Origin of the sequence: Elioraea sp., assembly GCF_051860475.1 — a bacterium.
GTDB lineage: Bacteria > Pseudomonadota > Alphaproteobacteria > Acetobacterales > Acetobacteraceae > Elioraea.
The window spans coordinates 1-20,739 of record NZ_JBHYDW010000079.1 but is presented as its reverse complement, the minus strand read 5'-3'; the positions used below and the strand labels follow the sequence as shown (position 1 = coordinate 20,739).

Sequence of the window (20,739 nt, the reverse complement as noted above, 5' to 3'; positions counted from 1 at the left end):
TTGCTCGCCCGCTTGAATCAGATCCCGCCCGCGTCGGGGAATCCCCCTTGGGAGTCTCGCTCAGAAGGACTTGGTATTAACCTTCTTGGCTGACGAACTGTTGGATGGTTTTGATTGGCCTGCGTCCCTGGTTTCGGTAGCCGAGGTGCGGCCGTTCGGTGTTGTAGTGGCGGAGCCAAGCGTCGAGATCGGCCTGCAGCGCCTCGACCGAGGAGTAGACTTTCTCGCGCATCGCCACGCGGAAGAACTCGTCCAGCACGGTGCCGTTGAAGCGCTCGACGAAGCCGTTGGTCTGCGGCGTGCGCACGCGCGTCTTGCGGTGCTCGATCTCGTTCAGCGCCAGGTAGAGTTCGTAGGGATGCGTCTCGGTGCCGCAGAACTCGCGACCGTTATCGGTCAGCACCGCGCCCACCGCCAGGTCGAGCTCGCGATAGAACGGCAGCGCATCGTTGTGCAGCACCGCCACCGCCGCCTCGGGCTGCTTGCTGACGTGCAGGAAGCCGAAGGCATAGGAGCCGTAGGTGTACCGCCCTTCGGGCGTTGCCTACGGCCCCACCACCGCGTGCAGGTAGACCTTGCCCACGCCCTTGAGGTGGCCGACGAAGAAGGTATCAGCGCACAGCAACTCGCCGGGCGCGCCGCTCTCCACATGGCGCTCGCGGAAGCACGGGTTCTGCTTCTCCAGGAAGGCGACCTGCTCGGGGCTGAGCTCGATCGCCGCCTCGGCGTTCTGCCGTTCCAGCGCCAGCCAGCGCTGCGCCCGCGTGCCCAGTTCGCGCTCGTTCAGCAGCTTCTGGATCGTGATCGCCGATCCTCGATGGATGAGAGCTGCGTGACCGTTCGGCTGATACCGCACGCCATGCCCCGGTCAAGGTTGGCGCTGAGCCGCTTGATGAGGCCGGTACGCACCTCCTGCATCAGGGCAGGCGAGACCCTGCGGTCCGGACCGATCTGCTGCGCCAACTTCCGGCAGTCCTCCTCGATCTTTGCCGCCTGTGAGTCGACAAAGGCGTCTGCCTTCATGCCGCCGGTCGCCTTGGCCAAGGCCTGCTTTGCCTTCTCCTCCGCGTCCCGCATCTCCTTCTCGAATAGGGCAAAGGCGCCGGCGGGCATCCAGCGCTCACCCTCGCGCAGCATGAGGCTGAACGCCGAAAGGCGTGAGCCGATCTCGTTCCGTCGGTTCTCAAGAAGCTTCGCGGTCTTCTCGTCGAACACGGTGATGCTGAAGGACTGCTTTCGCCGTGCGGCGCCCGCACGTTGCTCTCCCGCCTCGCCGAACATCTCCGCCCTGACCGGCATGTCGAGCGGTGGGGCTCGACCGACCCGATCGATCGACACGAGCGTACCCTTCGCCAGCGCCGCCTGTACCGCAAGCAAGACGGGATCGATCTGTGCGATCGCCTTGGCCTGCGTGGGCGTCAGTTCCGGTGCGTCCTTGATCTCGCCGGTGTCGGGATCAACCGTGATTTCCGCGTCCGGGTTCACATCGATCGGCACTGCCTCGTCCAGCGTCTTGAGGTACTCGCCCCACATCCGCTCGCCCTCGGCAGTGCCCTCGGGCAGCCGAAGGCGCGGTGCGCGCGCGGTGGTCGAGGTGAGTGCTCTGCTGTGAGCATGGACAGAGTCGAACCAGCGTCGCAGTGCGTCAGCACCGGCAGCGTCGATCGCGGTGACGACGACCGCATCGGTCGGATCCCATCGCGCTCCGACCATGAAGTTGCTGACGTTTCCGACGACAATGACGCCGGGTTCACTCATCTCCGCCTGGAGCCACAGCAGGTTGGCCGGACGATCCGGGCCGATGCGACGCCCAAGGACGCGGAAGGCGACCCGATCGGTGTTCGCGTCCTGCAAGTCAAGCGCGTCGAGCAGGACATCGTCCCAGGTTGGGCAGCGACCGTAGAGACTGAACACGAGATCGTACCGTTTAAGTGCGGGGTGGACGACCTGCGACCGCAGCCAGGCGACACCATGGGCGTCGAGCCCGCTGATCGTGCCCCGGATGAAGATCGCGTCCTTCACCAGATCGCTGATCGGCGTGGGTTCGGTGTGGCCACGCTGCCGCAACAGAACGCGGTTGTCCGGAATGACGGCAGGGGAAGTGCCAGGGAGCGGATCGACCGGGCGTTCTTCCCAATCGAGCATGGTCGTCAGCCGCCGTGGCGCGCTTCGCACGCGCTCCGTTTCGAGTGGATCATCCGCGTGTGTGCTCCAGTCGTCGCATGCGCAGTCGACCGGGCTCCACGACTGCAAGATGGCCGGGCCAGTCATCGCGGCCTGTGATCAGCTCGGCAAGAGAGCCCGCAGCGTCCTCGGTCGGCGGCAGCGCAACGCGCAGCAGAATCACGCCGCCAGCGGTGCCTCGAAGGTTGGCCGTTGCCAGCTCGCCGAAATCCTTGTCAGCGGTGATCAGAACACGCCCCTGCTCGCGCGCAAGTGCCAGCACCGCAGGATCGCTCATGCCCGGGGCGGTCGCGGCGATCCAGAGGACGTCGCGACCGCGCGCGGCCAGCGCCCGGACCAGCGCGCCGGAGATGTTTTCATCGCACAGGAACCGCGCGCTCACGCAGCGGACGGGAAGACGCGCTCGGAGGCGACCAGGTCACGCGCATAGGCAAGGCATGCCTGGATATCGGCACGCGTGAGCTGCGGGTGGTTCTCCAGCAACTGCGTCTCGGTCCAGCCCTCGGCCATCAGGCCGACCACGTGTTCGACGGTGATCCGTGTGCCGCGCACGATCGGCTTGCCGAGCATCACCTCGGGGTCGAGCACGATGCGACGCGCGGTAGTTGCATCCGGCATCTCGAACCTCCCCTGCCTTACGCCGCCGCCCCGGCGGGGCGCCCGATAGGATACCAGCGCCTTTAGGTTGAAGACCACGGCCGTCTCGGCAAACTCCAGTTCGCGCGTCACGAACTGACGCACATAGACAGACGCCAGCGCGAAGCCGCCGTCGACCAGGAAGATGGCGAGATGGGCCCCCAATTGGCCCGAAGAAGGAGTTCGAAGCGTCGGGGCCAGAGTGCGAGACCTCTACGATCTCTGCAACGCCGGGCGCGTCTATTCCTTGGAGCCGAGTGGCGGGCTTGATGTCGTCGAGCGTCGTCATCGGTTAAGCACGGGTCGTCGCTGGCAGCAAGGATATCGGATCAATCGATGGCGGGCACGTCTGGCGCGGCGACTCGTTGGAGTTGTAACGCCCGTGCGCGAGCTTCGCTGCCCGTACTTCTCGCGGAACTCCAGACCGCAGAAGCGATCGCATTGCAAACTTCCATGCCGGAGCCCCAACGCAATACGTCGTTAGATCAACAGGTTAAGCTTGTAGACTAAATCGGCCAAGTCCCAAGCTTTGGAGAGAAACCGCCCTCCGGAGACAGAAAACGGCCGTCGTTCCGGCAGCGCAGTATCAAGGTCCGCGCGCAAAGGCTCAGGAAACCTGCGCCTTTCGGCGCCGGTCACCAGCAGGGAGAGTGGTCAGATACCAGGGGACTGGCGGAGCAGTGGGAACCGGGGACACAACCGTCTCTGGACGCCTAGAAGCGGGGAGGAAGGTTAGCCGCTGAGGTGGAGACACACACCACCGCGCGTCGTCTGGCATATTGCTCAACAGCGGCGACATCAGCTACCGCGCCTCTGGCGGACACTCCACAGAAGTCACGCCCGGTGCAAGTGCGTCGCCGAACCGGATAGGTGCGCTTGCGTCCGGGTCACCGATGGCCCGCGGAGCTAGAAACGCTAGATCCGTACACCCCCCAGTCGCTCCAGTAACCCGACAAGCATCTCGGCTGCTCCCTCGCGGTGGTGTCTGTGGATCGCTTCTGCCTCTTTCGCTTTACCGGCGCGGATCGCTGCGACTACCGCGCGGTGATCAGCGTTCGAGGTGGTTGGCAGCGGGCGCAGGCGGAGGGTCGCCATGCGCACGCGATGCGCCTGGTCCCAGAACGAGCCGACCGTGGCCGCGAGCCGGCGGTTTCCCGAGGCGCGCACAAGGTCCATGTGGAAGCGCTCATCGGCCTCGGCCCAGGCGACCAGATCGCCCCGCTCCAGTGCCGCATCCATTGCCGCAACCGCGTTCTCGAGGGCGGAAAGGTCCTCCGCCGACAGCCCGCGCTTCGCCGCAAGACCGGCGGCCTTGGGCTCGAGCGCGGCGAGCACCTCGTAGATCTCGCGCATGTCGTCGGCCGAGATCGGCTTGACCCGCATCCCGTGGCGCGGACGCAGCTCCACCAGCCCTTCTTCGGCCAGGCGCACCATGGCCTCGCGCGCAGGGGTGCGCGAGAGCCCGAGCATCAGCGCGGCCTCCTCCTCCAAGAGATTGGTGCCGGCGACCAGTGAGTTATCGAGGATGCGCCGGCGCAGCTCGCGATAGGCGCGCTCGGCGGCAGGCAGGCGCTCGGCCGGTTCGATCACAAGGCGATCCATCGTCCCTCCTCGGCGGAGGCATAGCACGCCTCGACCAGCCGCAGGGTCGCCAGATACTCGCGCGCGATGTTTTCCACAGCCGTAGCGTCCGTCAGATGGGCAACCACATGGCGTTGGAGCGCGAACACGCAGTCGCCGCCATAGCCCTGTGGCGGCAGATGATGCGCGTGCTCGCATTCGTCCACGACGCCCTGCCGGCGCTGCCATAGCCGACCGGCGCCATCAAGCCGGATCGTCCCTGCGGTCCCTTCGGCCAGCATCTCGCCCATGGTGAGCCGCGGATTGGCCGCGGCGTGGTCGACCAGCCGGTTGCCGTCGAACAGCGCGCGCCGGCCGTTGCCGTAGCGCAGGATGACGAGGCCGGCGTCCTCGCCGGCAATCGCCGGGTTGAGCCGGCGCAGATCGGCGAACACCGCCTCGGGCTCTCCCCACAGGAAGCGGAACACGTCGAGCAGGTGCACCGCGGTCTCGTGCACCAGGAAGCGCGGCATCTGCTGGAAATAGGGCTGGCGGTCGAGATAGGCGCGCGGCCCCTGGCCGTCGCCGGGCCGCAGCCGGAAGGTGAGGTGCAACGGCTCGCCGATCGCGCCGTCCGCGAGCAGCCGCGCGATTTCGCGGTACCAGGGCTGGAAGCGGAAGTTCTCGTGCACGATCAGCCTGAGCCCGGCCGCCTCGGCCTCCGCCGTGATCGCCTCCGCCGCGCCGAGTTCGCCGCAGAACGGCTTCTGGCAGATCGCGGTGGGAACCCCGGCGGCGATCGCGGCGCGGATCGCGGGGGCGTGCACGGGCGGCGGGGCGGCAATGTCGAGGAGGTCGAGCGGGATCTCGGCGAGCATCGCGGCGAGATCGCCGAACGCCACACCTCCATGGCGCGCGGCCGTCGCCTCCGCCTTGGCGCGGTCGGAGTCGCAGACCCCGGCCAGCCGCGCCCCGGGCATGCGGGCCCAGGCTTCGGCGTGGAACTGCGCAAAGTAGCCGGCCCCTATGAGACCGACCGCGAGCGTCATGCGGCCACGGCCGCGGGATCGAGCGCCGCCATCGCGGCACCGACCGCATCGGCGACTGCGCGCGTGCCTGCGGTGCCGCCGTGCTCGGGGGTGACCAGCCGGCCGTCGGCGAAGGCCGCATCGACCGCGCGTTGGATCAAGGCGCCGGCTCGCAGGGCCCGCGGCTCGCCATGCCGTTCGCCGAACCACTCCAGCATCATCGCGCCCGAGAGGATCATCGCGGTCGGGTTGGCGATCCCCCGGCCGGCAATGTCCGGCGCCGAGCCGTGGCAGGGCTGGAACACCGCATGCGCATCGCCGATGTCGGCCGAGGGCGCGTAGCCCATGCCCCCCATCAGCGCCGCACCGAGATCCGAGATGATGTCGCCGAACATGTTCTCGGTCAGCATCACGTCGAACGCCCAGGGTCGGCGCACGAGATCGAGCGCCATCGCGTCGATGTAGTGGTGCGCGGCCTGCACGTCCGGATGCGCCGCGGCGCGCTCGTCGAACACGCGGCGGAAGAAGGCGAAGGAGGTGAACACGTTCGCCTTGTCCACGCAGGTCACCAGGTTCTTGCCGCCGCGCCCGCGCCGGGTGCGGGCGAGGGTAAAGGCGAAGTCGGACAGCCGGGCGGTGGTGGCGCGGGTGATCACCAGCGTGTCGCGCGCCTCGGCGTCGTTCAGCACCTCGCCCCGCCCGCGCGACCAGAACAGGCCCTCGGTGGATTCGCGCAGGATCACGAGGTCGATCGCGGCCGCACGCGGGTCGGCGAGCGGGATCTGCACGCCGGGGATCACGCGCACCGGACGAACGCCGGCATAGAGGCCGAGGTCGAAGCGCAGATCGAGCTGCGGCGCGATCTCGGTGCCGTCGGGGTAGCGGATCGCCGGATCGCCCATGGCCGCGAGCAGGATCGCGTCCGCCGCCGCGCAGGCCGCCATCGTCGCCTTGGGCAGGGCCGCGCCGGTCTCCCGCCAGCAGACGGCACCAGCCGGATGCGCCTCGGTCGCGAGCGCGAGCCCGACGCGTTCGGCCGCGGTGCGCAGCAGCTCAAGCGCGGGCGCCATCACCTCCGGGCCGATGCCGTCCCCCGGCAGCACGGCGATGCGGAAACTGGGCGTCATGGCGAGGATTCCTTCAGCATCGGAAGCAGCAGGACTAAGCCAACCGATCGCGGCGCGGGCGGATCGCCATCAGCGAGACGGCCGACCACCGAATCTCATCTGGGCAGGGCGGCCGGGGTTGACAATGCATACATTATGGCATGAGTCGTGTCCAGCAACCATGCCGGAGGCGCGGAAACATCCATGAAACCCACGCGACGACTTGTACTGTTGGGCATCGCCGCAGCGGTCGGGCCGGGCACCGCGCCCGCCTGGGCCCAGGCTGACTTCCCGACCAGGCCGATCCGCACTGTGATCGGTTTTGCCCCCGGCGGCGGGGTCGATCTGGTCGCGCGTCCCCTGGCGCAGCGGATGTCACGCACGCTCGGCCAGACGATCGTGGTCGAGAGCAGGGCGGGCGCGAACGGCAACATCGCAGCCGATCACGTCGCGTTCCAGGTGCCGGCCGACGGCTACACGCTGCTGCAGATCAACGGCGCGATGGCGACCAACAACCCCTTCTTGTATCGCAACGTACGCGTCAACTACCCACGCGACTTCGCCCCGATCTGCGGGATCACCTCGACCCCGCAGGCCGTGATGGTATCGAGCACGCTCGGCGTCTCCACCCTCGCCGAGTTGGTGGGATACGCGCGCGCCAACCCGGGCAAGCTGAACTTCGCGTCCGGCGGGATCGGCACGCTCGCCCATCTCAGCCTCGAACTGTTCAAGCGCGACCAACAAATCGACATTGTGCACGTGCCGTATCGCGGCACCGGCCCGGCGATCCAGGACATGATCGCGGGCCGCATGCACCTGATGATCGACAACCTCGCCCAGGCGCGCGGGGCGATCGATGCCGGCCAGATGCGCGTACTCGCCGTCGCCGGGCACGAGCGTCTGAGCGCGATCCCGGATGTGCCGACGACAATCGAGGCGGGTTTCCCCAATCTGATCGCCGTCGGTTGGCAGGCGCTGATGGCGCCCGCCGCCGTGCCGGCACCCGTCCTCGCGCGCCTGCGCGAGGCCTGTCGTGAGGCAATGTCGGACGAGGAGCTGCTGACATTCTACCGCGAACGTGGCGCGGTCCCGCGCTACCGCACGCCGCAGGAGCTCAGCGAGGTGATCAGGGACGAGAGCGCGCAGTGGGGCGAGATCATCCGCAGCGCCGGGATCACCCTGGAATGACCACGCCGACCCGCACCGTCATCGGGATCGACGGCGACCGCTTTACCCTCGACGGCCAGCCCACCTGTCCGGGCCGGTCGTGGCGCGGCTACCGGATCGAGGGCCTGCTCTTCAACAGCCGGATGGCGAACGCCATAGTCGACGACGAGAACCCGGCCACGTGCGGTGTTTGGGACTACGCCGACGGCCCGTGGTCGGCGGAGCGGAACACGGCCGAGTTCTGTGCTGCCCTGCCGGCCTACCGTGCGCACGGGCTTGCCGCCGTTGCGATCAACCTCCAGGGCGGAAGCCCGCAGGGCTATTCCTGGCACCAGCCCTGGCGGATCTCTGGCTTCACGTCCGAGGGCGCGCTGAAGCCCACCTACGCGGCGCGCCTCGGCCAGGTGATCGCAGCGGCGGACACCGCCGGCATGGCGGTGATCCTCGGCCTGTTCTACGGCCACCAGTCGAAGGCGCTTGCGGACGAGGCGGCGGTGATCCGTGCCGTCACCGAGACGGTCGATTGGCTCTGCGCGCGTGGCGCGCGAAACGTGCTGCTGGAGATCGGTAACGAGGTCGACCTCGGCGTCTATGTGCACGACATCATCGGCGCGGCGCGCTGCCACGAACTGATCCGGCTCGCGCAGACCCGAAGCGGCGGCAGGCTGGATACCCCCGCCAAGCGGCTGCTAGTCAGCACCAGCCTGGTACGCCCCCAGCTTCCGCCGGCGGCTATCCTCGATACCGCCGACTTCCTGCTGCCGCACGGCAACTGGGTGCACTCGCCGGACGGCGTCCGCACCCAGCTGATGCGCCTCCGCAGCCACCCGGCCTATCGCGGCCAGCCGATCACCTACAATGAGGACGACCATTTCGAGTTCGACCGACTGGACAACAACTTCGTCGCGGCGGTGACGGAGTACGCCGGCTGGGGCTATTTCGACTACCGCCAGGTGCGCGAGCGGTTCGCCGACGGATTCCAGAGCCTGCCGGTCGATTGGGCGATCTCATCGCCGCGCAAGCGCGCCTTCTTCGGCATCCTCAAAGAGATCACCGGCGCATGATCATGCACGAGACGGTTGCCACCGTTCTCGCGCGCGCCGAGTCAGACCGGGATGGGGCGCTCGAACGGCTGTTCGCGCTGATGCGCATCCCGAGCGTCGGCACGCAACCGGAACATGCACCGGATTGCCGCCGTGCCGCCGCTTGGCTTGCCAGGGAGCTAAGCGATCTCGGCTTTGATGCGACGGTGCGCCCGACCGCGGGCCACCCCGTCGTCGTTGCAAAGCACCCTGGGCCGGCAGGCGCGCCGCATCTCCTCTATTACGCGCATTACGACGTTCAGCCTGCCGATCCCAGAGAGGGCTGGCTCACGCCACCGTTCGAGCCCGCTCTGGTCGACGGGCCGCGTGGTCTTCGCATCGTCGGCCGCGGCGCGGTGGATGACAAGGGCCAGATCATGACGCTGATCGAGGCGTTGCGAGCGTGGCTGGCATCCGGCGAACCACTCCCCGCGCGCGTTACGCTGCTGCTCGAGGGCGAGGAGGAATTCGGCAGTCCGAACCTTGGTGCCTTCCTGACCGCGCAGCGTGAGGAGCTCGCCGCCGATGTGTGTGTCATCGTCGACATGAGCATGTGGGACGAGCATACACCGGCCATCACCACCCGAATGCGTGGCATGTGTTACGTCGAGATGACCGTGCGGGGGCCCGAGCGCGAGCTCCATTCCGGACGGTATGGCGGTTGCGCGGTCAACCCGCTGAACGTGCTGAACCAGATCCTGGGTGCACTTCACGACGATCGGGGACGCGTGTGCATCCCCGGCTTCTACGACCGTGTCCGTCCAGCGCCGGACGCTGAACGGCGCTCCTGGGCCTCGCTCGGCTTCGACGAGGCACGTTATCTGCGGTCGGTGGGGCTGACGACACCGCACGGCGAGAAGGGGTTCGACGGTCTGGAGCGCCTGTGGGCCCGCCCGAGCGCGGACGTTAACGGCATCATCGGCGGGTATGTCGGGGCGGGTGCGAAGACTGCCATACCCGCGCAGGCAACAGCGAAGCTCTCGTTTCGCCTCGTACCCGACCAGGATCCATACGAGGTGTTCGCAGCCTTCGAGCGTTTCGTTCGGGACCGTCTGCCGCCTGACGTGCAGTTGAGCTTGACGCCGTTCACCATGGCACCCGCCTTCTCGGTTCCGGTTGACACGCCCTGGATGGAGGCGGCGCGCGCCGCTCTTGCTGCTGAGATGGGTCGTGACACTGTGCTTGTCGGAGCCGGCGGCACGATCCCGGCCGTAACGATGTTGCAGCGTTCCTTGGGCATGGACTGCCTGCTGGTCGGCTTCGGGCTCAACGACGACCGCAATCACGGACCGAACGAGAAATTCGAGCTCGCCTGCTTCCGCCACGGTATCCGCGGCCACATCCGGTTGCTCAATGCGTTGGCGGGGTGCGGGGCCATGGGCGGCGTCAACGCGCATCCGAGCGGATGAGTGGGCGGCCGGCGAGGAACCCGCCGTCGATCGGCAGTGTGGCTCCGGTGACGAACGAGGCGGCCCCGGACAACAGGAACGCGACCACGGAGGCCACCTCCTCGGGCCTGCCCGTGCGACCGAGCGGCACCAGGCGCACATAGTCGGCGCGGTACTCGGCGGAGGTCTGATCGGGACGCACGTCGATGTAGCCGGGAGCTACCGCGTTGCAGCGGATCCCGTGTGGACCCCATTCGAGCGCGAGCGACTTCGTCAGCATCACGAGGCCGGCCTTTGATGCGGCGTAGTGCGACGCCCCGCGGCGAGCGGAGAACGCCGCGGTCGATGCAATGTTGACGATCGCTCCGCCGCCACCAACGGCAGTCCGTGCCTGGGCAAAGGTCTGCGCGCAGAGGAACGCGCCCTTTAGGTTGACGTCGAGCACGGCGTCCCAGGACGCCTCGGACATCGTGAGTGCGGGATCATCGGGATAGACGCCCGCATTGTTCACGAGTCCCGTCGGTGGGCCGAACCGTGCAGCGGCGCGGGCGAACGCAACCTCGATATCGTTCGGCGATCGGACGTCGCAGGCGATGGCGAGCACGCCGCTGGCCGCAGACAGCCGCTTGGCGATCCTCGCGATACCGTCCTCGTATCGATCGAGGAGCACAAGGGCCTCACCTCGTGCCGCCAGCGCTTCGGCGATAGCTGCGCCGAGGCCCGCGCCTGCGCCCGTGACCACCGTCACCGGATACGGCTCATCCTTCGGGGTTCTGCTGGTTGTCATCCCGGCCTCGGGTCTGTTGCGAGTGGCCGCAGCCGCGTCGGGGCTTGCAGCACTCGTTAAACCATGCATCAATGTATGCACAAAACAAGAGGGAGACCTGCTCATGTCGACCAGAACCAACTTCCGACCCCGGTTGGCTCCACAGCGCTGGCGGGCGCTCGTTCTCGGAGCCGCGCTCGCAGTCGGGACGGCCGCGTCGGCCGCGGTCGCGCAGGACCTTCTCGTCGGAGTGCGCGGTGGACCGGAGTCGATCGACCCGCACTTTTCGTCGCTGACCACCACGGCCTCGGCGATGAAGCACATCTTCGACACCCTGGTCTGGGCCGGTCCCGACCAGTCGCCTGAGCCCGGACTCGCGGAGTCCTGGAAGCCGATCGACGACACGACCTGGGAATTCCAGCTCCGCCCCGGCGTGCTCTTCCATGATGGAACCCCGTTCACTGCCGCCGACGTGAAGTTCTCGATCGAGCGCGTTCCGGGCGCGACCGGGCCCGCGAGCAACGCCATTTACGTGCAGCAGATCGCGTCGGTGGAGATCGTGAACGATCATACCGTTCGCTTCCGTACCCATACACCATCTGCCACCCTCCCGCTTAACCTCGTGCGCGTATTCATCGTCTCGAAGGCGGCCTCGCAGAACGCCCGGATCGAGGACTTCAACTCCGGCAGGGCGGCGATCGGAACCGGCCCGTTCAGGTTCGTGAGCTGGACGCCGCGTGCCGATCTGATCCTAGAACGGTTCGATCGCCACTGGCGCGGACCCGCACCCTGGCAGCGGGTAGTCTATCGCGAGGTCTCCAACGATGCCGCGCGCGTCGCCGCACTGCTCGCAGGCGACCTGCACATCATCGGCCACGTGCCGCCCGCCAATATCGAGACCCTGCAGCGGAATCCCGCGATCTCAATCTTCGCCGGTGCGTCGGCATTCAACTTCCTGCTGTTCCCGGACCAACGCGAAACGACGCCGATGGTTCGTGGCACCGACGGACGGCCGCTCGAGCGCAACCCGTTGCGCGATGCGCGCGTGCGCGAAGCGCTCTCGCTCGCGATCAACCGGGAGGGCATCGCCGAGCGCACGATGGACGGTGCGGGCGTGGTCGCTAACCAGATGGTACCGCCGGGGATCTTCGGCTTCTCCGAGCGGATTGGCCGTCCGGCACACGACCCGGCAAGGGCGCAGCAGCTCCTGCGGGAGGCAGGCTACCCGAACGGTTTCCAGGTCACCCTGCACTGCACGAGCGACCGCCTCCCGAACGACGGCAAGGTCTGCGAGGCGCTCGGCCAGATGTTCACCCGGATCGGCATCCGCACCACCGTGGAGGCGATTCCGCGGGCAGTATTCTTCACGCGTCGCGCCGCCGGCGACCTAAGCCTCTTCATGCACGGCTGGGGCACCGTCACCGGCGAGTCCTCGCAGGTGCTCGGCGCGCTGGTGCTGACCGATGACCGGAACACTGGCTACGGCTCGTGGAACCGGATTGGTTACTCCAACCCGGCGGTGGATCGCTTGATCATCGAGGGTGTGCGCACGCTTGACGATGCCAAGCGGGCACGCATGTTCGAGCAGGCGATGGAAACTGTGATCGCCGACAACGCTGTAATCCCGGTCACTAATCTCAAGGCGATCTGGGCAGCGCGCGCCGATCGCATCGCCACCTACACGCCGCGGTCCGACGAGGACACGCTGGCCTACTTCGTAGTTCCCAAGCGCTGACTCGGGCGGGGCAGGCGGAGGGCCGCCGTCCGCCCCGTATCCGACCGCACACGCTGCCTATCGAGGAGGACTACCTCATGATCCACCGACGCACCGTCTTCGCCCTAGCAGCCGTTCTTCTCCTTTCACCCTCGCCGGCATTGGCGCAACCCACATCGGTGCTGCGTATCGGTAGTTCGCAGGACATTCAGATCATCGATCCAATGTTCACGACCGCGCATGCGACACGCGATCACGGCTACCTCGTCTACGACACTCTGTTTGCCGTGGACAGCCAACTGCGCGTGCAGCCGCAGATGGTGGACCAGTGGGAGGTCAGCGCAGATGGCCTGAATTATACGTTCCGGCTGCGCCCAGGCCTGCTGTTCCACGACGGCGCGCCGGTCACCAGCCGAGACGCGGTCGCTTCGATTCGACGCTGGGCGAATGCCGATCCGACCGCACGGCTGATGATGCGCGTGCTGGCCTCGATCGAGCCGGTCGCCGACGACACATTCCGGATCGTCCTGCGCGAGCCTTTCCCGCCGCTGATCGAGAACATGGCCAAGCCTTCGGGAGCTGTGCTCTTCGTGCTACCGGAGCGGATCGCGCAGACGCCCCACACCGCGCAGCTGCGCGACCCAACCGGCTCCGGCCCTTTCGTGTTCCAGCGCGACCAGTGGGTGCCGGGCCAGCGCCGCGTCTACACCCGCTTCGACGGTTATCGCCCGCGCGCCGAGCCACAGGACAACACCGCCGGCGCCAAGATCGCCGGAGTTGCGCGGATCGAATACATCATCATGCCCGACGACGCGACCCGCCAAGCCGCTTTGATCCGCAACGAGGTGGACTATGTCGCAAACCTCCAGCCCGACCTCCTGGAGGAGCTGAAGCGGCACCCGGAGATCGTGAGCCGCGTGCGCGATGTGCGCGGCGAACAGGGCTGGATTCGCTTCAACCACCTGATCCCGCCGTTCAATGACGCGCGTCTGCGCCAGGTCGTCTATCACGGCATCAATCAGGAGGAGCACCTGGCGACCGTCATCCGCGACCCTGCGCTGCGGCAGGTATGCTACGCCATGTTCGGCTGCGGCACGCCCTATGAGACCGAGGCGGGCGCCGAGGCGATCCGCCGCAACGACATCGAGATGGGACGAAGGCTGCTGCGCGAGGCGGGCTATGACGGCACGCCGGTCGTCATGCTGCAGCCCTCGAACCATGCGCAGAACAGTGCCTGGACGCTGCGCACCGCGGAGTCACTGCGCCGTCTCGGCTTCACGGTCGAAGTGCAGCCGATGGCGCTCGCGACGTTCATGCAGCGACGCACCATCCGCAGGCCGTCGACCGACGGCGGGTGGAACCTTTTCGTAACAACCTTTGCGACAGTCGACGTGCTCAATCCGCTGGTCAACCCGGCAGTCAACACCTCCTGTGCGGGCGACAACTGGCCTGGCTGGCCGTGCAATGAGGAGATTGAGGCGATGCGGCTCGCGTTCCTCAACGCACCGGACGCTGAGGCGCGCAAGGCGACTGCCGAGCGCATCCAGGCGGCAGCCTACGAGCACGGCACGCACATCGTGTTCGGCGTGTTCAAGAAGGTCGACTCCTGGCGCAGCAGCCTGCAGGGCGTGCAGGACGCATCGGTCGGGATCCTCTACGGCATCAGCAAGAACTGATATGCTCGGCTACGTCATTCGCCGCCTCCTCGCGACCATACCCGTGGTGGCGGTGGTGGCGGCGGTGGTGTTCTTGATCATGCGGCTCGGACCGAATGATCCAGTCGCGGCGATGGTCGGTGAGTTCGCTTCCGAGGACCAGATCGCGGAGGTCCGAGCTCGCTTCGGGTTCGACCGCTCGCTGCCGGAACAACTGCTGCGCTGGTTCGCCACTTTGCTCGCGGGCGATCTCGGTACTTCGATCTATACGGGTCTGCCGGTGTCGCGGCTGATCGTTCAGCGGCTAGAGCCCACCCTGCTGCTTGCGGGCTCGGCCATGCTGATCGCGGTTTCGCTCGCCGTGCCTCTCGGCGTGCTGGCGGCCTGGAAGGCCGGCGCGGCGGCGGACCGGGCCGTCATGGCCTTCGCGGTCGCAGCCTTCTCGTTCCCCGTCTTCCTGATCTCCTACAGCCTGGTGCTCGTGTTCTCGCTCTGGCTCGAACTGCTGCCGGTGCAAGGCTATCGGCCCCCCTCGGACGGTCTGGGGCCGTTCCTGGAACACATTGCGCTGCCCGCGGTTTCGCTGGGTCTGATCTACTCCGCGCTGATCGCCCGCATAACCCGGGCCAGCGTGATCGAGGTGCTGCGCCAGGACTTCGTCCGCACCGCGCGCTCGAAGGGCCTCTCTTCGGTCCGGATCCTACTCGCGCATGTGCTGCGCAATGCGGCCGTTCCGATCGTGACCGTGATCGGCATTGGACTGGCCGGACTCATCTCAGGCGTGGTGATCACTGAGACGGTGTTCGCCATTCCCGGTATCGGCCGACTGACCGTGGACGGCATCCTCAATCGCGACTACCCAGTCATCCAGGGCGTAATCCTGTTCTTCTCCTTCGTCTATCTCGGCATCAACCTGGTGATCGACATCGCCTACGCGGCGATCGACCCGCGCATTCGCTACTGATGGCACCGACATCGGAAACGGCCCTCAAGGCATTGGTGCCCGACCATCGTCCGGCCTCCGTCCCGCGGCGAACGACGCTGCTGGCCCGACTGCTCGGCGACCGCGCGGTGCTGGTTGCGCTGCTTGTGCTGGCAGTCCCGGTCGGGCTGACGCTGCTCTCACTCGTGGTCACGCTTGGTTCTGTGACGGAGATGTCGGCCGCGCGGCGGCTCATGCCGCCAGGGTCTGGGCTCGTGTTCGGCGCCGACGCGCTCGGCCGCGATCTGCTTGCGCGCGTCGCCGAGGGCGGCCAGACCTCGCTCGCGATCGGCGTGCTGGTCGGGGTGATCGCCGCGGCGGGGGGGCTCGTGCTCGGCCTGATAGCCGGGTATCTGCGGCTGGTCGATGCCGTCCTGATGCGGGTGATGGACGGGCTGATGGCGATCCCTGGCATCCTGCTCGCGATCGCCTTCATGTCGATCGTCGGCGCCAGCATCGTCAACGTCGTGGTCGCGCTCGGACTGACCTCACTGCCGAATGTCGTGCGGCTGGTCCGCGCGATGGTGTTGTCCCTTCGCGAGCAGCCCTTCGTCGAAGCGGCGATCGCCGCCGGTAACGGCACGCCGCGCATCATCTTTCGCCACCTGCTGCCACAGACGCTCGGGCCGCTCGCCGTTCAGGCGACCTTCATCTGCACCTCGGCGATCATCGCCGAGGCCTATCTGAGCTTCATTGGCGTCGGCACGCCGCCCGAGATTCCGTCCTGGGGAAACGTGATCGCCGATGGGCGAACGCATTTCCGCCTTGCGCCCTGGATCGTGCTGATCCCCGGTGCTTTCGTCGCGGCGACGGTGCTTGCGATCAATCTGATCGGTGACGCGCTGCGCGACGCGCTCGATCCGCGCGGAGCGAGCCAACTGTGAGCGGCCCGGCCAGCACGCAGCCAGCTGCGGCACCGGTGCTTGTGGTCGAGGATCTGACGGTTGAGATCGCCGGCGCAGCGCCGGTGCCGGTACAGGCGGTCGAGAGCGTCTCGCTCACGATCAGCGCCGGCGAGACCGTTGCTCTGGTCGGCGAGAGCGGCTCGGGCAAGAGCTTGACCGCGCTCGCGATCGCCGGGCTCCTGCCGAAGCCGGCTGCGAGGCTCGTCGCGGGCCGCGTGAGGCTGCAAGACAGGGATCTGACGCGACTGACCGAGACAGAGCTCCGGAGCATCCGCGGCGACCGGATCGGCATGATCTTCCAGGAACCAATGACGGCGCTGAACCCGCTGACCCGGGTGGGTCGGCAGATCGGCGAATCTTTGCGTATTCATCGCGGCCTGACTCGCACCGCGGCTGCGCGCCGAGCGGTGGAGCTGCTCACCGAAGTACGGATTCCCGACCCTGCACGCCGCGCCGCCCAGTTCCCGCATGAGATGTCAGGCGGGATGCGCCAGCGCGCGATGATCGCGATGGCGCTTGCCTGCGAGCCAGGGCTGCTGATTGCCGATGAGCCGACTACGGCGCTCGACGTGACCGTACAGGCGCAGATCTTGGCCCTCATCGCTGAGTTGCAGGAGCGGCGGGGCACAGCCGTGTTGCTGATCACCCATGATCTGGGCGTCGTTGCCGAGACCGCGCAGCGCGTGGTCGTGCTCTATGCCGGCCGCGTGGTCGAGACCGCGCCGGCCGTGCGACTGTTCGAGCAGCCGCGCCATCCCTACACGGCCGGGCTGATGGCGTCCGTCCCGCTGATCGAGCGTCACCGCCGCATCGGCGGCGCCCGACTGCGCGAGATTCCCGGCGTAGTGCCTTCGCTCGCCGACCGCCGGGCTGGCTGCGCCTTCGCGCCACGCTGCCGGCTCGCACGCCAGCGCTGCCGGGACGAGGCGCCAACCCTAGAACCGGTCGGGCCGGACAGTGCGGTGGCGTGCTTCGAGAGCGATCGCGTCGCTACGGAACTTGCCGCATGATAGCGCCTCTGGTCGAAGTCCGGAACCTCGTGAAGCACTTCGCGTCGCGGCGCTGGCTACCCGGCCGCGCCGCATCCGTTACGCGCGCCGTCGATGGAGTCTCATTCGCGATCGCGCGCGGCGAGACGCTCGCGCTGGTCGGAGAGAGCGGCTGCGGCAAGTCCACCACCGGGCGCTGCGTGCTGCGGCTGATCGAGCCCACGGCCGGCGAGATCAGGCTGGACGGAACGGACTTGGTGGCGCTTGATCGGGCTGCGATGCGGCCGATGCGCCGGCGTATCCAGATCATCTTCCAGGACCCGGGCGCGGCACTGACCAGTCATCTCCGTGTTGGTGAGCAGATCGCCGAGCCGCTGCGCAACCTCGCCGGGATCACGGACGCGGCAGAACGGCGCACACGTGTCAGCGGGCTGCTGCGCAGGGTTGGACTGTCGCCCGCCGATGCCGAACGTTATCCGCATGAGTTCTCCGGCGGACAGCGCCAGCGCGTCTGCATCGCGCGTGCGCTCGCCGCAGGGCCGGACCTGATCGTGTGCGACGAGGCGGTCTCCGCGCTCGACGTGTCGATCAAGGCACAGATCGTCAACCTCCTGATCGACCTCCAGGAGACGGAGGGTGTCGGCTATCTGTTCATCTCTCACGACATGGGCGTGGTCGCCGCGATCAGTCACCGGATCGCGGTCATGTATCTCGGCCGCATCGTCGAGATGGCGGACACGGAGGCACTGTTCGCCGATCCGCGGCATCCCTACACCCGTGCCCTGCTTCAGGCGGTGCCGGTGCCTCGGGTGGGCGCACGCGCGGCAGCGGCACGCGCGACCCTGGCCGAGCCAGCCGGCGTGGCGGAGAGCGACAGCGCTGGTTGCCGGTACCGTGACCGCTGCCCGCTGGCTGACGCACGCTGCGCGCGCGATGAGCCACCGCTCAGCATCGGCGCCGGTGGGCATGCGGTCGCCTGCCATCATGTATGACCGAGTCGGGCCCACCCGCGGCCCCCGAGATAAGAGGTGCAAAGGTGAGTGATGCGACCGTCGCCCAGATCAAAATCGCGGTGGCGGAACGGTTTCCCGAGACGCTCGATCGGCTCGCGGCACTCTGCCGCATCCCGACGCTGAGCCGCGACACGGAGGCGCTTGAGCGTGGCGCGGCGCTGCTGCGCGAATGGCTCGCCGGGCTCGGCTTCGCGCACGAGACGATTCCGCTAGGCCCCGACCGGGCACCACTCGTGCTCGCTCAGCGGCACCATCAGGCGGCGCGCGCAACGCTGCTCATCTATGCGCATTACGATGTCCAGCCCGCGGGCGATCCGGCGCAGTGGAGCACACCCGCCTTCGAGCCGGTGGTGCGCGACGGTATCCTCTACTGCCGCGGCGCCAACGATCCGAAGGGTCAGATGATCTGCCAGTTCGCCGCGCTCGAGGCGCTGCGCACCTGCGGGCTCGATCCAGCGCTGACCATCAAGGTCGTGCTTGATCCGCAGGAGGAGATCGGCTCGCCGCATCTCGAACCCTTCGTGGCCGAGCACCGACAGCGCTTTGCTGCCGATCTCTGCTTCATGGCTGACGGGGAATCCGTCTCTGGCGACCGACCGACACTAGTCTTCGGCAACCGCGGCCTGCTGCACATCGTAATCTCGGCGCGGACGGGCCATCGCGATGTGCATTCCGGAATCTTCGGCGGCGTGATGCCGAATGCCGCTTGGCGCATCGTGCACTTCCTGACCAGGATCATGGACGAGGCCGGGACTGTACGCGTGCCTGGATTCTACGACTCTGTGCTGCCGGTGGGGCCGGAGGAGCAGGCGGCTCTCGCGCGGCTGCCGCTTGACCGCGCGGCGGTCAGCGAACTGCTCGGCATCGCGCTGCCGCCCGAGCTCGACACCGACTCGTATTGGCACCGGATCATGTACATGCCGACCTGCGACATCACGGGCCTGGTGGCGGGCCATACCGGCCCGGGCGTGAAGGCGCAGATCCCAGCTTCGGCAAGCGTAAAGCTTGGCCTACGCCTCGTGGCTGACCAGGATCCCGACGCGATCCTTGCCGCGATCCGCCGCTTCGCCGACGAGACAGGCTTCGGCGATCTCATGATTGAGGTGGGCGCGGTCTACCGGCCGTTACGCATCCCCTTTGCCTCGCCCCCAGCCGAGCTGATCCGCAGCGCCGTTCGCGACGCGTTCGATGTCGAGCCATTGATCGTACCAGTGAATGGCGGGTCGAACCCCAACCCGATCTGGATGAACATCGTCGGCGCGCCGCCGATCGAGGTGTCCTACTGCCATCAGGGGGGGCAGGCGCACGGACCCGACGAGCATATGATCCTTGACCGGATTGAGAGGGGCACGGTCGCGTCGGCGCTGGTCATTAATCGCGTGGCGATGCATTTGGCAGGGTGAGGTAACACCGGAGTACTCTGGGCTTGGTCTGCGATCGAGGGAAGGTGTTGAAGCGTACGGGCGCGAATCCCAGACATGCCGAAGTTTGCGGGGCTCGAAGCGTCAATCGGTTGTGCCGTGTGACTACTTCTTGCCGACCTTCACTTGGAGCGTGCCGCTGCAGAGATCGACGGTTTCGCCTGTGCCGTTCTGCAGCCCCGGGCCTCATATCATCGGCGGCGCTGACCCAGGTGGTGAGAACGACGCCTTGCCGATCGAGCGAGAACGCAGCCCAGACGAAGTCTCCAGGCGTGGCTCCGGGCACGCGGATCGTGGTCGTCACGCCTGCGCTGTCGGCAAGGCTCGGCGGATTGCAGGCGGCGGAGAGCAGATTCTCGCTGCTTCCTGAACCGTGGGTCGGACCAACGTGCACGGCGGGCGCGGTGTCCGGGAGGCCGTAGAGACGCAGCGCCTCGAGCTCGGTCGCCCGATCGAAGCCGATGGCGCCGATCTGCGGGAAGGCTACCTGCGGCCCGAGGCGGAAGGTCTGGTGGCAGTTGCGGCAGGCGTCGCCCATCGGCGCGGCAGTGCGCCATCCTCCTCGCCCGGAGCCCTGCGGCCGTCTATCACCCCCAGATGCACAGCAACGCGCCCAGGCACGGATCCGGCGCATCCGCCGAAGTCCTCGCCGGCACGATCGAGCGGGTGACGTTCCACAACATCGAGAACGGCTTCTGCGTCCTGCGCGTGAAAGCGCGCGGCCGTCGCGACCTGATCACCGTGGTCGGGCACGCGGCGTCGATCTCGGCGGGCGAGTGGGTCACCGCCACCGGCGAGTGGATCAACGACCGGACCCATGGACAGCAATTCCGCGCGCGCCTCCTGCGCGCCTCTGCGCCGACCACGGCGGAGGGGATCGAGAAGTACCTGGCCTCGGGGATGATCCGCGGCGTCGGTCCCGGCTATGCGAAGCGCCTGGTGCGGGCGTTCAGCACAGGCGTGTTCGACGTCATCGAGCAGTCCCCTGCGAAGCTGCGCGAGGTCTCCGGGATCGGACCGCTGCGCGCGGAGCGGATCTGCGCGGCCTGGGCCGAGCAGAAGGTGGTGCGGGAGATCATGGTGTTCCTGCACAGCCACGGGGTGAGCACGGCGCGCGCGGTGCGGATCTTCAAGACCTACGGC

Annotated in this window: 18 protein-coding genes and 1 pseudogene; 11 read left to right on the top strand and 8 right to left on the bottom strand. The window is 67.5% G+C overall.

Annotation, left to right across the window (positions count from 1 at the left end; all coding sequences use genetic code 11):
* Positions 1 to 76: 76 nt before the first annotated feature.
* The 7 genes and pseudogenes from ACTIFU_RS14305 to ACTIFU_RS14275 all read right to left on the bottom strand — a co-directional run.
* Positions 77 to 817, bottom strand: a pseudogene (locus tag ACTIFU_RS14305) (integrase core domain-containing protein); the annotation flags it as partial.
* On the bottom strand, positions 784 to 2,145 hold the full coding sequence (locus ACTIFU_RS14300; RefSeq protein WP_439578991.1) for a hypothetical protein: 1,362 nt from the start codon (positions 2,143 to 2,145) through the stop codon (positions 784 to 786). The pseudogene ACTIFU_RS14305 and the gene ACTIFU_RS14300, both read right to left, overlap by 34 nt.
* A 49-nt stretch (positions 2,146 to 2,194) precedes the next feature.
* Positions 2,195 to 2,566 carry a DUF5615 family PIN-like protein gene (locus ACTIFU_RS14295; RefSeq protein WP_439578990.1) on the bottom strand — a complete coding sequence of 124 codons (372 nt, stop codon included), beginning with the start codon at positions 2,564 to 2,566 and terminating at the stop codon, positions 2,195 to 2,197.
* Positions 2,563 to 2,802, bottom strand: a complete 240-nt coding sequence (locus tag ACTIFU_RS14290) for a DUF433 domain-containing protein (RefSeq protein ID WP_439578989.1) — start codon at positions 2,800 to 2,802, stop codon at positions 2,563 to 2,565. The genes ACTIFU_RS14295 and ACTIFU_RS14290 overlap by 4 nt, the downstream gene beginning before the upstream one ends.
* A gap of 933 nt (positions 2,803 to 3,735) precedes the next feature.
* Positions 3,736 to 4,422 carry a GntR family transcriptional regulator gene (locus tag ACTIFU_RS14285; protein WP_439578988.1) on the bottom strand — a complete coding sequence of 229 codons (687 nt, stop codon included), beginning with the start codon at positions 4,420 to 4,422 and terminating at the stop codon, positions 3,736 to 3,738.
* Complete coding sequence (locus tag ACTIFU_RS14280; RefSeq protein ID WP_439578987.1) at positions 4,407 to 5,429, bottom strand: Gfo/Idh/MocA family protein; 1,023 nt, start codon at positions 5,427 to 5,429, stop codon at positions 4,407 to 4,409. The genes ACTIFU_RS14285 and ACTIFU_RS14280 overlap by 16 nt, the downstream gene beginning before the upstream one ends.
* Positions 5,426 to 6,535, bottom strand: a complete 1,110-nt coding sequence (locus ACTIFU_RS14275) for an isocitrate/isopropylmalate dehydrogenase family protein (protein WP_439578986.1) — start codon at positions 6,533 to 6,535, stop codon at positions 5,426 to 5,428. Before ACTIFU_RS14275 ends, ACTIFU_RS14280 begins: the two co-directional genes overlap by 4 nt.
* A 183-nt stretch (positions 6,536 to 6,718) precedes the next feature.
* Between ACTIFU_RS14275 and ACTIFU_RS14270 the strand changes: the two genes are divergently transcribed.
* From ACTIFU_RS14270 to ACTIFU_RS14260, 3 genes are read left to right on the top strand one after another with little or no spacing between them, the layout of a single operon-like run.
* Positions 6,719 to 7,702, top strand: a complete 984-nt coding sequence (locus ACTIFU_RS14270) for a Bug family tripartite tricarboxylate transporter substrate binding protein (protein ID WP_439578985.1) — start codon at positions 6,719 to 6,721, stop codon at positions 7,700 to 7,702.
* Positions 7,699 to 8,745: a hypothetical protein gene (locus tag ACTIFU_RS14265; RefSeq protein WP_439578984.1), complete on the top strand. Its 1,047-nt coding sequence runs from the start codon at positions 7,699 to 7,701 to the stop codon at positions 8,743 to 8,745. The genes ACTIFU_RS14270 and ACTIFU_RS14265 overlap by 4 nt, the downstream gene beginning before the upstream one ends.
* On the top strand, positions 8,742 to 10,172 hold the full coding sequence (locus ACTIFU_RS14260) for a M20/M25/M40 family metallo-hydrolase (RefSeq protein WP_439578983.1): 1,431 nt from the start codon (positions 8,742 to 8,744) through the stop codon (positions 10,170 to 10,172). Before ACTIFU_RS14265 ends, ACTIFU_RS14260 begins: the two co-directional genes overlap by 4 nt.
* Here ACTIFU_RS14260 and ACTIFU_RS14255 read toward each other — a convergent pair.
* On the bottom strand, positions 10,150 to 11,058 hold the full coding sequence (locus ACTIFU_RS14255) for an SDR family NAD(P)-dependent oxidoreductase (protein WP_439578982.1): 909 nt from the start codon (positions 11,056 to 11,058) through the stop codon (positions 10,150 to 10,152). The genes ACTIFU_RS14260 and ACTIFU_RS14255 overlap by 23 nt on opposite strands.
* On the opposite strand from ACTIFU_RS14255, the gene ACTIFU_RS14250 reads away from it, so the two are divergent.
* From ACTIFU_RS14250 to ACTIFU_RS14215, 8 genes are all read left to right on the top strand, one after another.
* Positions 11,042 to 12,652: an ABC transporter substrate-binding protein gene (locus tag ACTIFU_RS14250; protein ID WP_439578981.1), complete on the top strand. Its 1,611-nt coding sequence runs from the start codon at positions 11,042 to 11,044 to the stop codon at positions 12,650 to 12,652. The two genes, ACTIFU_RS14255 and ACTIFU_RS14250, sit on opposite strands and share 17 nt — an antisense overlap.
* Before the next feature lie 77 nt (positions 12,653 to 12,729).
* A complete protein-coding gene (locus ACTIFU_RS14245; RefSeq protein ID WP_439578980.1) occupies positions 12,730 to 14,307 on the top strand; it encodes an ABC transporter substrate-binding protein in 1,578 nt (525 codons plus the stop codon).
* Position 14,308: 1 nt separating this feature from the next.
* Complete coding sequence (locus ACTIFU_RS14240; protein ID WP_439578979.1) at positions 14,309 to 15,250, top strand: ABC transporter permease; 942 nt, start codon at positions 14,309 to 14,311, stop codon at positions 15,248 to 15,250.
* Entirely contained in the window at positions 15,250 to 16,152 is a 903-nt protein-coding gene (locus ACTIFU_RS14235) for an ABC transporter permease (protein WP_439578978.1), read from the top strand. The genes ACTIFU_RS14240 and ACTIFU_RS14235 overlap by 1 nt, the downstream gene beginning before the upstream one ends.
* The gene (locus ACTIFU_RS14230; protein WP_439578977.1) at positions 16,149 to 17,183 is read left to right on the top strand and encodes an ABC transporter ATP-binding protein; all 1,035 of its coding nucleotides are present in this window, start codon (positions 16,149 to 16,151) and stop codon (positions 17,181 to 17,183) included. Before ACTIFU_RS14235 ends, ACTIFU_RS14230 begins: the two co-directional genes overlap by 4 nt.
* On the top strand, positions 17,180 to 18,154 hold the full coding sequence (locus ACTIFU_RS14225) for an ABC transporter ATP-binding protein (RefSeq protein WP_439578976.1): 975 nt from the start codon (positions 17,180 to 17,182) through the stop codon (positions 18,152 to 18,154). The genes ACTIFU_RS14230 and ACTIFU_RS14225 overlap by 4 nt, the downstream gene beginning before the upstream one ends.
* A gap of 44 nt (positions 18,155 to 18,198) precedes the next feature.
* Positions 18,199 to 19,578 carry a M20/M25/M40 family metallo-hydrolase gene (locus ACTIFU_RS14220; RefSeq protein WP_439578975.1) on the top strand — a complete coding sequence of 460 codons (1,380 nt, stop codon included), beginning with the start codon at positions 18,199 to 18,201 and terminating at the stop codon, positions 19,576 to 19,578.
* A 615-nt stretch (positions 19,579 to 20,193) separates the two neighbouring features.
* On the top strand, positions 20,194 to 20,739 hold a 546-nt coding region (locus tag ACTIFU_RS14215), incomplete at its 3' end, for a YrrC family ATP-dependent DNA helicase (RefSeq protein ID WP_439578974.1).

Bases quoted from the DNA above. Each gene is read 5' to 3' on its own strand.
- ACTIFU_RS14300 (WP_439578991.1), bottom strand. From the start codon at position 2,145: ATGCTCGATTGGGAAGAACGCCCGGTCGATCCGCTCCCTGGCACTTCC.
- ACTIFU_RS14290 (WP_439578989.1), bottom strand. From the start codon at position 2,802: ATGCCGGATGCAACTACCGCGCGTCGCATCGTGCTCGACCCCGAGGTG.
- ACTIFU_RS14285 (WP_439578988.1), bottom strand. From the start codon at position 4,422: ATGGATCGCCTTGTGATCGAACCGGCCGAGCGCCTGCCTGCCGCCGAG.
- ACTIFU_RS14280 (WP_439578987.1), bottom strand. From the start codon at position 5,429: ATGACGCTCGCGGTCGGTCTCATAGGGGCCGGCTACTTTGCGCAGTTC.
- ACTIFU_RS14275 (WP_439578986.1), bottom strand. From the start codon at position 6,535: ATGACGCCCAGTTTCCGCATCGCCGTGCTGCCGGGGGACGGCATCGGC.
- ACTIFU_RS14270 (WP_439578985.1), top strand. From the start codon at position 6,719: ATGAAACCCACGCGACGACTTGTACTGTTGGGCATCGCCGCAGCGGTC.
- ACTIFU_RS14265 (WP_439578984.1), top strand. From the start codon at position 7,699: ATGACCACGCCGACCCGCACCGTCATCGGGATCGACGGCGACCGCTTT.
- ACTIFU_RS14260 (WP_439578983.1), top strand. From the start codon at position 8,742: ATGATCATGCACGAGACGGTTGCCACCGTTCTCGCGCGCGCCGAGTCA.
- ACTIFU_RS14250 (WP_439578981.1), top strand. From the start codon at position 11,042: ATGTCGACCAGAACCAACTTCCGACCCCGGTTGGCTCCACAGCGCTGG.
- ACTIFU_RS14245 (WP_439578980.1), top strand. From the start codon at position 12,730: ATGATCCACCGACGCACCGTCTTCGCCCTAGCAGCCGTTCTTCTCCTT.
- ACTIFU_RS14240 (WP_439578979.1), top strand. From the start codon at position 14,309: ATGCTCGGCTACGTCATTCGCCGCCTCCTCGCGACCATACCCGTGGTG.
- ACTIFU_RS14235 (WP_439578978.1), top strand. From the start codon at position 15,250: ATGGCACCGACATCGGAAACGGCCCTCAAGGCATTGGTGCCCGACCAT.
- ACTIFU_RS14225 (WP_439578976.1), top strand. From the start codon at position 17,180: ATGATAGCGCCTCTGGTCGAAGTCCGGAACCTCGTGAAGCACTTCGCG.